Below are 13,274 nucleotides of genomic sequence, written 5' to 3'. Positions count from 1 at the left end.
TAGGCTGCAAATTCTCTCTTCTTATTGATGTAGGTTGAGATATGAACTTTATAAAAATCGTTTTCCAGAAGATCTGGGCCGTTGCTATGGTCTTGATTAAATTCTGCCTGTTTATGGCGGTGATGTTTGCTGGTGCATGGGCTCTTGCACCGCTAGGCACTATCCATTCTAAAGACATCGACATGTCTCAATTCAACAACCATCCCAATGAAATGATGATGAACTTCTTCCAGATGGAGTACTTCTCTGGTTACTTGTTCTCAGTGACAATTGCTGTGGTATTAGCCGGTGTTTACGGCATGTGGCAGTTGCATGAACTGGGTGTACATAAAGCAAAAGAGCACAAAAGTGCTCACGTACAGATCGTGTTTGCACTGTCACTTTGCGGACTCTTCATCAGCAAAACATTCTGGGTTATCGCCTTGGTTATCGCGTTGGCGAATTGGAAACATATTGGCCAATCATTGAGTGATGTTATTCGCCGTGGTGTACAACCTAAACAAGACGCGGCCAATACAGAGACAGCTGCAGTCCACGTATCACCTGAACAATCGGTAACAGAGCCGTCTCAAACGAATCAGTCTCAAACACAACAGTCTCCAGTAGAGCAATCTTCAAAAGAACAGTCTTCAGAAGAAAAGGCTCCAACAAAACCATCCCCTACAGAAAAAGAGGTCGCATAATGAAAGAGATGATGATTCCATACATCCTAATTGTATGGTCACTGTTTGCGACAGGCGCACTTAAGAAGAACTTCAAAAACTACACGTGGGCTGCCATTGGCGGTGTAACGATTCTTGCGATATTAGCGGTTATCTCTCGCTTGTGGGCACCCGTTGATTTAACGAACTCAACCACAGTGAAAGCACCACACGCGGTGATGTCACCTATCTTTGGCCAGCAGATCGACCAAGTGCTTGTTGAGCACAACCAAATGGTTAAAGAAGGCGACGTAATTTACACACTCGTCGACATTGACTCTGCCGCCGACAAAGCAAAGATCGAATCTTCAATTATTCAGAAAGAAGAAGAGATCAAGCAAATGAATCGCGACTTAGAGCGTGCTGAAACGTCACCTGAAATCTTCAATATGCGTGACGTAGAAAAGTACGACTCCGATCTTCGAGTGTTGCACGCTGAACTTGTGTCGTTAAAAGCCGACCTACAAAAAGTAAATTGGGCGCAAGAGAAGAAAACCATTAGGGCTGAATTTGATGGTCAGGTTTCGATAGTGAATATTGCTGAAGGTTCTGTAATGGGTAACATGCACCTCTACAACACCAGCAAAAAGTTCCTTGAGATGCGTATTTCAGACCAAACTTATGGCTATGTTCAAGTAGGAGACTTCGCTGAATTCTTCGTTGATGCCTACCCAGGGCATGTATTCCGAGCAAAAGTACACAGCTTTAATGCAGGTACCGGTGAGTCGAGTATTTCTCCGCTTCAGGGACCACAAAGCGTCGGTCAACACGTGGTAAGAAACGGTAATGGTTTAGGTCGTACTATCGTACTTGAGATCATCGAACCTGAAGGTTACAACATCCCTATAGGTTCAACTGGCGCGGCTTGGATCTCGGCTGAGAAACCACATCCGTTCTGGGGCTTCATTGATGTAATCGGCGCAGCAACGGTTCGCCTACAATCTTACAAGTCATACTTAGGTGCTTGGTAAGTACTGAGGTTCTCGGTAAACACTTATATAACAGCCATTAGTTCCAAATTAAATGCCCTGAATTTCAGGGCATTTTTGTATCTGTCACAAGCCCCAGTTACTAATTGATTTAGATCAATATAAATCGTTAATACAACCATTAGATAAATAAATCATCGAAAAAACGATATATCGATATCCTATTAGCGCGTAGATAGCGACCTTTCCCACCTCTATCATTTGGCTCAAGAAATCCAATTCCTGTATCCAAACATAAGGTCACGACCATGACTAATACATTCAAAAAAATGGCGCTTCCTGTTGCTATCGCGAGCGCTCTATTTGCTTCTGGTTTTGCATCTGCAACTCCAACTGTAGAAGCGACATCGAAAGTAGGTCAAGAGCTTCAAACTGCAAATGCTGCGCAATACCAAAACATTGACCTTGATGCTCGCTACAAGAGTGAGGTTCTATTCGAACACAAGTCAAACCTATTCTGGGGCAAAGGCGAGCGCATCCAAGTTGTATCGAAAACGGGCGACTCTCTGGCTTACACAGAAGAATCTGATCACGTTCATCCAATTCTAACCAAGCACGGTCGTAAAATGGACCAAGCAATCATCAAAGTGGATGACAATATTTATCTTGGTTACGGCTTCGGTCTAGACACTCCTGTCATGATCGAAGGTACGGACGGCATCATCATTGTTGATCCAGGCGAGTCGGTAGAAATGGCTCAATCGGTTAAAGAGCAATTCCGTCAAATCACCGACAAGCCAGTTAAAGCTATCATCTATTCTCATAACCACATCGACCACATTTCTGGTGTGCGAGCATGGGTAACAGACGAAGAAGTCGCATCAGGTGAAGTAAAAATCATCGCTGAAGAAGGCCTAACCGCTGCAGTGGCTAACTGGTCTTCAAACCTAGGTACTCTATTTGGTCATCGTACTTCTTACACAGGTGCTAAGCACGTAGAAGAAGGTGAGCACGGCACAGTAAACGACGGCCTTGGTCCACGTTTCATGCAAGGTGCAATCTCGTTCATTGAACCAAACCTGCTGGTACCAAGCCAAAGCCACATCGAAATTGAAATTGCTGGCGTTAAGATGCACATCGAGAACGTGCCATCTGAAACCAAAGATGAGCTAGTGATTTACTTCCCAGAGCAAAAAATCCTGCACGCGGCTGAAGTACTTCAAGGCGAAAACTTCCCTAACCTTCACACCATCCGTGGTACTAAATTCCGTGACCCATCAATGTGGTTCAAGGGCATCGACGTAATGCGTAAGTTCGACACTGAGATCATGATTAACTCTCACGGTCGTCCTGTTGAAGGTAAAGAAGCGGTATCTGACGTATTAACGGCCTACCGTGATGCGATTCAATACACGCATGACCAAACTATCCGTTACATGAACAAAGGTATGACGCCAGACGAGCTAGTTGAAGTGGTTAGACTTCCTAAGCACCTTGCAGAGCACCCTTGGTTAGGTGAGCACTACGGCACTGTGGCACATGCCGTGCGTCAGATTTACGTAGGTTACAACGGTTTCTTCGAAGCGGATCCATGGCAGCTAGAGCCAATGGCTTACGAGCAACGCGCTAAAGCATTCGTAGAGATCATGGGCGGTCGTGACAACATCCTTACTACTGCACAAGCCGCAATTAAGGCTGAGAACTACACCTTTGCAGCAGAGATTCTTTCTTACCCAATCACGGTAAACAAAGATGACATGGAAGCACGCTTACTGAAAGCACAAGCTTACAAAGCATGGTCTGCAGATCAAGTGAACATCAACTGGCGCAACTGGGCATTGAATGCTGCAGCTGAACTAGAAGGTACTCGTGATTTCTCTAACATGATCAGCTTCGCTTCTGTTGACGTTCTCACTGCGCTACCAAGCAAGCAGATCTTCGACATGATGACTTCAACACTTATCGCTGAGAACTCGTTAGACGTGAACATGATGCTGACGTACAACTTCTCGGATACGAACGAAGCATTCACTATCGAAATCCGTAACGGCATTGCTCAGTTACATGAAGAAGCGGTTCAAGAGGCAGACGTTCAAATCGACACCACTCGTGCCGTACTGAACCAAATCTTGATTGCGGGTCCAAACGCTCAACAAGTGATAGGTACCAACCTACAGTCTGGTGCATTCAAGTTCTCGAATGGCGACATCAAAGGCTTCGGTCTCTTCATGAGCTACTTCGATAAATCAATGTCTCCTGAAGAGATCATGCTTATCGTTCGTTAACTGACGCACGTTAGTTAAAGGCTCGCTAGGATAGCAAGCGGATAAATATAGGGACCCTCGTGGTCCCTTTTGTTTATTGTGTGTTTTTTGATCTCATCCGTTCACATCAACTTTAATGATGACGTGATGGGAAATTTACTCGTTCAATTTAAGGTTTCTTGATGCTAAAACGTTTCGTTCTGCTACTTTCACTCAGTTCATCTCTGGTTTTTGCCTGCGGCCTACATCAGGATACTGGACTTAGCTTGATCACTGAACCGGGCTCTCTCGAAGTATTTGGCAACATCATTAATGCTCGACAAGATGACGAGTTCGGAAACCTAGATAAACCGGATCATTTCAAACTGTTTGCGATAAAGTCAGCACTCGCAAAGCCGCATCCGAGTAAGATTGAATTCAACTTATTTGAAGCGATTAAAGGTCATTACAGCCAAGTGAAGTTTGAGAAGGGTGTCGATGTGTCAGGCAGAGATACTTTGCCTACCGAGGAAGATCTATTACTGATTACGGAACTCGATGTGTTCGATGCGCTAGCAACTGGCACCATATCTTGGGATCACGCGACACTAAACGACTTAGTGATCATCAATGGCCCACAAGATAAACGAGAGCAGCTTGAAGATTGGCTTAGTGATATTTTTGAAGGGTAATAGCTTAAAGCGGGACAGATAAAAAGTCGTCAAACCCTCGGACTTCAGAACATTGAGGGTTCAACGACAAACTTAAATCAAAAAAACGTAGGCAACGGAATCAACTCCAGTCCCAGCACACCACTGATGCTCATCACCACCAGCAGAGAAACCTTGAAGACGGTCTTTGACCACTGGATGTAGTTGAGGCAATCGACTTTGCGAAATGTCACTTTGGTCCACATAAAGCAAACCGCCGCCGACACCGCGAGGTATTCATAACCTGCTTCCCCGAGTAGGAACAACGCCAATGATACTGCACCAAACGCTACCACATAGGCTTTCATGTGTTGATGCGCTTTGTCGACGCCCTCTTTCACCGGTAACACGGGAATGCCTGCATCTCGATAATCTTGAAGGCGGAACATCGCAATCGCGTACGAGTGTGGCATTTGCCATAAACAGAACATCGCGAACAACAAAACCGCTTCAAGGCTGATGTAATTCGTCACCGCCAAGTAACCTACCAATGGCGGAACTGCGCCAGAGATACTGCCGACTAAAGTGCCGTAAACCGATGTACGCTTGTACCACATGGTGTAGAAAAAGACGTAAAACACATAGCCAAGCAACACCATGACCGCAGAGATCGGATTAGCGAACTGAAACAGCAGCGCTGTGCCTGCTAGCAGTAAAACCAAGGCATAGACGAACGCGACGTCTGTATTGATGTTGCCCTGAACCAATTCTCGATTTTGTGTGCGCTTCATCTTCTGGTCGATGTCTCGATCAAAGATGTTGTTCACAACACAACCTGATGCAATCACAAGCCCTACACCCGCTAATGTCGTCAGTAACAACATCGCGCTGGCTGGTTCTGTTTTTGCAGCGAGGAAGAACCCCGCCGCAACAGAAATCAGGTTGCCGAAAATGATGCCCGGTTTGGTTATAGACAAATATTTTTTCAGCATACCTTGGCCTACAACTTCATATTGACGTTCATGTTGTAGATGATCCATACCGAGCCAGCGATAAGAATCAATACAACAATCGCAGTAAACATCAGTGACACCAAGTTCCAACGCCCATCGGAAGATTTCGCTTCCATATGTAAGAAGTACTTAAAGTGCACAAAGATTTGCACCAGCGCACAACCGAACAAGATCACGTAAGTTTCCGTGCTTGGTAGCGCATGTGACCACACAATGTAGAACGGAATAATGGTCAGAATTAGTGACGCAATAAAGCCTTTCACATAGTCCGTTGCACCGCTGTCTAGATGCTGTTCCATTACATCACCCCCATTAAGTACACGATGGTAAATACACAAATCCAAACGATATCAAGGAAGTGCCAAAACAAGCTCAAGCACTGGAAGCGCATCGACATATTGTCGTTCAAACCTTTGGTTGAAAGCTGGTGATACGCCACCGCCATCCAAATCAGACCGAACGTTACGTGCAAACCGTGTGTGCCAACCAAGGTAAAGAATGCTGAAAGGAACGCACTCTCTTGAGGACCATAGCCTTCTGCAATCAAGTGATGAAATTCATACACTTCCATACAGATAAAGGCTAAACCCAATACAAAAGTGACTTTTATCCATCGCTTCAATCCGGTCACATCTTTGCGCTTCATCGCAATCATGCCAAAACCGAAGGTGATACTACTGAACAGCAGCATCATGGTTTCGACAAACACGAACGGCAGTTCAAAGATGTCTTTGCCTGTCGGCCCTGCGATAGATCCACTCTCAAGCACGGCATAAGTCGCGAAAAGCGTGGCAAACAGGACACAGTCACTCATCAAGTAAACCCAGAAGCCAAACAACTTGTTGCCCGCCGCTTCATGGTGATGATCATGCGAGTGTGCAAGATCATAAGTGTGTGACGGAGTATTAGCTTGCATACGTCGTCTCCAAATCATCTTTCTTTTCGTTGTTATCAGTGTCAGTATCACTGTCAGCGCTGTTACCGCGACCAGAATTGTCGCCTTTCACTGACTGTTTCTTAGCTTCTTCAAGCTGTGCACGTCGAGCCGCTTCAATCGCTTTGATCTCTTCAACTTCCACGTAGTAGTCCACATCGTCGTTGTAGCTGTGTTGAATACACGTCACCACGATGCCCACTAAGCTTGCTGCTGCTAACCACCAGATGTACCAGATCATCGCGAAGCCAAATGCCAACGCCCATGCAGAAACATAGATACCTGTCGGTGTGTTCTTCGGCATGTGAATACGTTCGTATTCTTCTTCCTGAGTTGGGTCAAACTCACCACTTTGCTTTTGATACCAGAACGAATCGATCTCATCGCCCTTAGGCAACTTTGCAAAGTTGTAGAACGGCGGTGGTGAAGACGTTGCCCATTCGAATGTACGTCCACCCCATGGGTCACCGGTTAGATCTCGGTTTTGGTCGCGGTCACGAACACTCACGTAAATCTGAACGAACTGACACACCACACCCATCGCAATTACGCCGGTACCTGCAGCCGCAACCGCCAGTAGAGGGAAGAACTCAGGGTTGATGTCTTGGCTCAAACGACGCGTCATGCCCATAAAGCCCAGAGCGTAAAGCGGCAAGAACGCCATCAAGAAACCGATGATCCAGCAGTAGAATGCGCGTTTGCCCCAAAGCTCGTTCAGAGTGAAACCGGTCGCTTTCGGGAACCAGTAACCAATCGCAGCAAAACAACCGAAGACAACACCACCGATGATTACGTTGTGGAAGTGAGCAATCAGGAATACTGAGTTATGCAGAATGAAATCTGCGCCCGGTACTGCCATCAATACGCCCGTCATACCACCAACGGTAAAGGTGATTAGGAAGCCCACTGTCCACATCATTGGCGTGGTAAAACGGATGCGTCCTTTGTACATGGTGAACAGCCAGTTGAAGATCTTAACCCCGGTTGGGATAGAGATAATCATGGTCGCGATGCCGAAGAAGGCATTCACGTTAGCGCCAGAACCCATGGTGAAGAAGTGATGCAACCAAACCACAAACGCTAAAATAGTGATCGCCACCGTTGCCCATACCAGTGAGGTATAACCAAACAGTTTTTTGCGTGAGAAGGTTGCTGTAACTTCAGAGAACACACCGAAGATAGGCAAGATTAGGATGTACACCTCAGGGTGCCCCCATGCCCAAATCAGGTTCACATACATCATCACGTTGCCACCAAGGTCATTGGTGAAGAAGTGCGTGCCGATGTATCTATCCAAAGTCAGTAACGCGATGGTGACCGTTAGGATTGGGAAAGAGATGATGATCAGGATGTTGGCACACAGAGATGCCCACGTGAATACTGGCATCTTCATCATTGGCATAGACGGAGTACGCATGCGCAAAATAGTCGCGAAGAAGTTCACACCCGTTAACGTGGTACCCACACCGGATATTTGCAGCGCCCATATCCAATAATCGACCCCGACTCCCGGACTTGCCTCAATGCCAGACAACGGCGGATACGCCAACCAACCCGTACGGCCAAATTCACCTAAGCCTAGTGACATGTTGGTTAGGATGATACCCACTGCAAACAGCCAGAAGCTCAGGTTATTGAGGTAAGGAAACGCAACATCACGAGCACCAATTTGCAGCGGCACGATGATGTTCATCAAACCGATAACCAAAGGCATCGCAACGAAGAAAATCATGATCACGCCGTGAGCCGTGAAGATCTGGTCATAGTGATGTGGCGGTAAATAGCCTGTCTCACCCGCTGCAGAAAGCAATTGCTGACTACGCATCATGACGGCATCGGCAAAGCCACGAACTAACATCACCATCGCGACCGCAATGTACATGAAGCCCAATTTTTTGTGGTCTACAGAAGTAAACCATTCATTCCAAAGGTATTGCCACTTACCGGCTTTTGTTACCGCATACACCACTAAACCACCCACTAAAGCGATCATGGTTAACGTGAACAAAATAATGGGTTCGTGGTAGGGAATTGAGTCTAGAGTTAATCTTCCAAACATGACGATTATCCTTGGGTTTCCGGCAAACAGTTCATTGAACCAGGGTGCTGGGTCACGACATCAGTGAATAAAAATGGTGGGATACTGGAGAACAGAGTCACAGGTTCAGCCACACTCGGCGCAGCCAAAGAACGGAATTGCTCCCAGTCTTCAATGCGGTCGGGGCTTGCTTTCACTTTTTCCACCCAGTTTAGAAACGCCACTTGATCAGGCATGGCTGATGCGGTGAATTTCATTTGAGAGAACCCTTTACCACTGTAGTTCGATGCAAAACCTTTGAAGTCACCTTCGTGGTTCGCGATCAAATTCAGCTTGGTCACCATTCCCGGCATCGCGTAGATCTGCGAACCAAGACGCGGGATAAAGAACGCGTTCATGATGTTGTCTGAAGTTAGCTTAAACGTCACCGGTACATCTTTCGGGAACGCAACATAGTTAACCGTCGCAATGTTTTGCTCCGGATAGATGAACAGCCACTTCCAGTCCAGAGAGACCACTTCGATCACCATAGGCTTAACGTCACTCTCCAGAGGCTTGGAAGGCTCTAGTTCGTGTGTTGTTCGCCAAGTGATGGTGGCCAGAATCGCAATAATGATGATTGGAATCGTCCATACCACTATTTCAATCTTGGTTGAGTGCGCCCAGTCAGGTGCATACTCTTCTGTGGTGTTGCTTTCACGGTATCTATAAGCAAAGTAGATGGTCATCAGGATCACGGGGATGACGACAATCAGCATCAGCAACAGAGCAGTAATAATCAGCTCCTTTTCCTGAACGCCAACGCTACCTTTTGGGTCGAGCAATGCGGAGTTACATCCTTCGAGCATCAGGACGGTCCCCACCAAACCAATCCTCGACAGATTTGCTCTCGATAAAATGCGTTTATATCTTGAAGCTTCCATTAACTTTCTCGATGGTTATCCAGCCTCAGAACGAACGCCCGAGTACTGGTTGTCATGGTCATTAGAATATTTATGTGTTGAGCATGTGAAACGACGCATCTCAAAGCGAAACGGAATTAGCCACTATCTTGAACAGTCGACCGTTGAACAGTTGAACTGCCAAGTTAAAACGACAGTGCTGCGTAGCCGAAACATTGCCGCACGGTTAAAACCACACAAAAAATATGACTTAATTGTTACACTTTGAAATACATTGTTACATTTGGCGCATTATGAGGAGTTGAAATTGAAAGCTCACCAAACAAACTTGGAAACTAACCTTCCAGTTATGAAAGTGAGATGTGGGAAATTGATGTAATTCAGACGCACGATATAGGCGTGCCACACGAGTCGAGCCATGTGCAGAAAAGGATTAAAGCGAAACGAAAGAAAGAAAAGTAAACACGCAGTAGAAACAATAATGATTGATTACATTAGAAAGAGCGAATTAAGCAAAGTGTGATGATCGTCAAATTTATGAATTCACATACGATTTCAAAGGTATTTACAAAAGATATCACTCTAGACAGCGACCCATCAGCCACTCGAATGACACGTTGATTTTTATGATAATCATGTCAATTATACGCAGTAGAAAACGGGCAAAGATGAAGATAAAAAGCCGATTTTTGGGTATTAAGAGATGTTTTAAGCGGGTATTACTCCCCTCAAGGGAGGGGAGTAATAGTCATCAAGAGAGAGATTATGCTGTTGGTTCGACGACGGTTTTGCGCTGATTTTTAGTCATCAAATGATAAACCACAGGCACAAAGTAGAACGAGATAAGCGTGGTTAATACGGTCCCCCCCACAATCGCGACTGCAAACGGAGGCCAGAAACCGCCACCAGCGATGATCAATGGCATAAAGCCCCCCACCGTCGTAATCGTGGTTGAACTGATATGTCGAGTACACGACATAACGGCATCAACGACTGCATCAACATTCCCAGAGGAAGCCTCCTTGTCTAGCTTCAATTCGGTCAGAATGACAATAGCCGCGTTGATAGCCAAACCTGCAATGCCGAGCATGGCGATGATCACCGTAAAACCAAATGGGTAACCGAAAATCCACACCGACAACAACCCTAACCCACCCGCCAATCCTGCTACCATGAAGATGATGCTACTCATTCGGAACGAGTTGAACGACATCACCACCACCAACACCATCAATACCACCACAACGGCGACATTCGATATCAGGCTATTGACTGAATTGTCTCGTTCAGCGGATTCGCCACCAAAACCAATGGTGTAACCCGATGGCATCTCATAGTCTGCAAGGCGTTTTTGGAATTCATTAAGCACGGTTTGAGGTAAAACACCCGCTTCAATGTAACCCTCGATGGTATTCACACGCTGCCCGTTACGACGAGTAATCGCACCACGACTAGTCGTCAGTTCAAGCTCAGCCAGAGTCGACACATTGATGCCAGTTGAGTACACCTCAGAGCTTATCGGCAAGCGAATATTACTCAGATGTGCTAAGTTTTCACGCGCGTCATCCGCAACTCGAACACGGATTGGCACCGATTCACTGCCCTCAATCACAGAGCCACTTTCACGACCTGTCAGCGTGGTTTGCAACATGCCTGCGAACTGGTTCAATGAAATACCGTTGAGTTTCGCGGTGTCTTCATCGACCTTCAACCACACCTTCGGCGTACCCGGTTGCAGTGTTTCCCTTGTGTGAGTCACATGAGGAACACCTGCCAGAATCAAGCGCACATCCTCACCAATCACTTTTAAGGTATCGAGGTTTTCACCATACACACGCAGTTCTACTGGCGCGGTAAATGGAGGCCCTTGATTAAGCTTTCGTACCAAGATCTGCGCCTGTGGTACTTCTTTATCTAGCACCTTTTGAAGTTCAGGAATTAGCGCATTTGCTTGATCAAAGTTTTCTGTTTTCACCATCGCTTGTGAGAAGTACGGCGCGTTGTTTTGTCTAGCTTGTAGGTTGTAATAGAACGATGGGAAATTTGCGCCCACGAGCCAATCGATACGCTCCACTTCAGGGTAACGATGAATGATATCGTCAATTTTCTCAGAGGTATTCTTCGTCGCATAAATGCTTGCTTGCGGCGGCATGTACACCTGAATCTCAAACATATCTCGGTCTGATGGCGGGAAGAATTGCTCAGTCAGCTGAGACATACTCCAGTAACCGGTAAACGGTACCAATAACACCAAAGCAATCGTGATGATTGGATGCGTCACACCAAAACGGACAGAAGACGAGAACCAACGCGTCAAAGCCGGGATTCTCAAACCCGTCATGTACCAATGGTGCTGCCCTTTCTTATCGACATCACTGAGTTGTTTCGGCAATAGCTTGGTCGCTAAGCCTGCGATTAAGGTGTGCGAGATGATGTAAGAGCCGATCAATGAGAAAGAAACGGTAATCGCAATACCACCGACAAATTCACCCGATGCACCCGGCATCAAGATAATCGGAGCAAACGCCAACACGGTAGTTAAGGTTGAGCCTAATAACGGCACCCATAAATGCTTCAATGCATTCATGGTCGCTTCAGCGCGCTGTTGTCCTTTCAAGCGATAAGCTTGAATGGTATCGACCATCACCACCGCGTTATCCACCATGATCCCGAGCGCCACAATTAGGCCTGTCACCGACATTTGGTTAATCGGCACGCCGGTCATTTTCATGATCGACAGGGTCAATAATGAGGTTAACGGCAGAGAAATTGCCACTAAGATCGCGGCGCGAACGCCCAAGGTCACGAATAGCACAATTAAGATCAAGCCGAAACCGATCATCAAGCTTTTGCCTAAATCGTCTAAGCGAGTTTCGGTATAACCTTGCTGATTAAAGAGCACCGTCACCTTAACGTTACTTGGTAACTCTTGCTCAAATTTACCAATCAGAGCATTAGCTCGCGACGTCCAGTTGTCGACTCGCAGATCAGGATGCATTCTTGCCGCGACAATCACACCCGGCTCACCATCAATAAGAGCAATCTGGTCTTGTGGGGTTTTCTCACCACGTTTCACAGAAGCAATGTCTTCCATACGGATGATGTGACCATTGCTATCAGTGGCTATTGGCACTTGCTTAATGCGTTCAATAGAATCGAGTTCAGATTTAATTTCTAAGCCAAAGCGAGAATAAGCACTCACTAACTCACCGGCGGAGTTCTTGGCGTCTGCCCCTTCTAGCGACTCAGCAATATTGGCACTTGAGCGCCCTAACGCCGCTGCATCGGCAGTACGCAAGCTGATTTGAATCTCTTCTTGTGGCATCCCGTATTCATCAACGAATTCAGTGCCCGATAAAGTTCGTAATCGCTTAGCGAGTTCTTTGGCATAACGACCCAGCGTTAATCGGTCAGGCTCGCCTGAACCAGACCAAGTTAGAGATGCGATGGTCGTGAAAGCATAGGTGTGGTCACTGTCGAGATCGGGGGAATGAGAGCCCGCAGGCAAAATGGATTCGATGTCAGATAGCTTATCGCGAGCTTGAGACCAAACCGGCTCAGGCTCGGTGATGGTGTCATTCAATTCTAAGGTGACAATAGACACGCCCGGCCTTGAGGTTGAGCTCACGAGTTTAACTTCACTCAGCTCACGCAGCTTGTTCTCGATAACTTCTGTTACCAAGGTTTCAACACGCTCGGCACTGGCGCCGGGGAAACTGGTAGTAATGTTCGCGTAACGGTTGATGATCACCGGATCTTCTGCACGTGGCAACGTCATGAACGCAGAAATACCACTCACCATCAGCAGTGCGGTCATTAAGATAAGCAGCCGAGTGTTGGAAATAGTCTCTATGATTTTCATGC

At 46.5% G+C, this 13,274-nt stretch carries 10 protein-coding genes; 4 read left to right on the top strand and 6 right to left on the bottom strand.

Translation table 11 applies throughout. The annotated features are described in order from the left end of the window. Positions 1-41 precede the first annotated feature (41 nt). The 4 genes from AC3CIA_RS05210 to AC3CIA_RS05195 all read left to right on the top strand — a co-directional run bounded on the left by AC3CIA_RS05210 (position 42) and on the right by AC3CIA_RS05195 (position 4,565). A complete protein-coding gene (locus AC3CIA_RS05210) occupies positions 42-683 on the top strand; it encodes a hypothetical protein (protein ID WP_054546695.1) in 642 nt (213 codons plus the stop codon). After that, on the top strand, positions 683-1,672 hold the full coding sequence (locus AC3CIA_RS05205; RefSeq protein ID WP_171314722.1) for an efflux RND transporter periplasmic adaptor subunit: 990 nt from the start codon (positions 683-685) through the stop codon (positions 1,670-1,672). The genes AC3CIA_RS05210 and AC3CIA_RS05205 overlap by 1 nt, the downstream gene beginning before the upstream one ends. Positions 1,673-1,938: 266 nt before the next feature. Next, complete coding sequence (locus AC3CIA_RS05200; protein ID WP_488518646.1) at positions 1,939-3,915, top strand: alkyl sulfatase dimerization domain-containing protein; 1,977 nt, start codon at positions 1,939-1,941, stop codon at positions 3,913-3,915. Positions 3,916-4,076: 161 nt separating this feature from the next. Beyond that, positions 4,077-4,565 carry a hypothetical protein gene (locus AC3CIA_RS05195; RefSeq protein WP_488518645.1) on the top strand — a complete coding sequence of 163 codons (489 nt, stop codon included), beginning with the start codon at positions 4,077-4,079 and terminating at the stop codon, positions 4,563-4,565. A gap of 77 nt (positions 4,566-4,642) precedes the next feature. Here the strand turns inward: AC3CIA_RS05195 and cyoE are convergent, their stop codons facing one another. The 6 genes from cyoE to AC3CIA_RS05165 all read right to left on the bottom strand — a co-directional run bounded on the left by cyoE (position 4,643) and on the right by AC3CIA_RS05165 (position 13,272). Then, positions 4,643-5,563 carry a heme o synthase gene (gene cyoE, locus AC3CIA_RS05190; RefSeq protein WP_488518644.1) on the bottom strand — a complete coding sequence of 307 codons (921 nt, stop codon included), beginning with the start codon at positions 5,561-5,563 and terminating at the stop codon, positions 4,643-4,645. Then, positions 5,524-5,835 carry a cytochrome o ubiquinol oxidase subunit IV gene (gene cyoD / locus AC3CIA_RS05185; protein ID WP_010439794.1) on the bottom strand — a complete coding sequence of 104 codons (312 nt, stop codon included), beginning with the start codon at positions 5,833-5,835 and terminating at the stop codon, positions 5,524-5,526. Before cyoD ends, cyoE begins: the two co-directional genes overlap by 40 nt. After that, on the bottom strand, positions 5,835-6,452 hold the full coding sequence (gene cyoC, locus AC3CIA_RS05180) for a cytochrome o ubiquinol oxidase subunit III (protein WP_010439790.1): 618 nt from the start codon (positions 6,450-6,452) through the stop codon (positions 5,835-5,837). Before cyoC ends, cyoD begins: the two co-directional genes overlap by 1 nt. Next, a complete protein-coding gene (gene cyoB / locus AC3CIA_RS05175) occupies positions 6,442-8,529 on the bottom strand; it encodes a cytochrome o ubiquinol oxidase subunit I (protein WP_488518643.1) in 2,088 nt (695 codons plus the stop codon). The genes cyoC and cyoB overlap by 11 nt, the downstream gene beginning before the upstream one ends. Positions 8,530-8,534: 5 nt before the next feature. Continuing rightward, positions 8,535-9,431, bottom strand: coding sequence for a ubiquinol oxidase subunit II (cyoA, locus tag AC3CIA_RS05170; protein WP_077680639.1), 897 nt, complete (start codon positions 9,429-9,431; stop codon positions 8,535-8,537). Positions 9,432-10,173: 742 nt separating this feature from the next. Beyond that, on the bottom strand, positions 10,174-13,272 hold the full coding sequence (locus AC3CIA_RS05165) for an efflux RND transporter permease subunit (RefSeq protein WP_488518642.1): 3,099 nt from the start codon (positions 13,270-13,272) through the stop codon (positions 10,174-10,176). Positions 13,273-13,274: the final 2 nt, after the last annotated feature.

Source organism: Vibrio sp. QJM3NY_27 (genome assembly GCF_057785955.1).
Note: the sequence above shows the minus strand (reverse complement) of the source record. Positions and strands in the feature narration are given on the sequence as shown.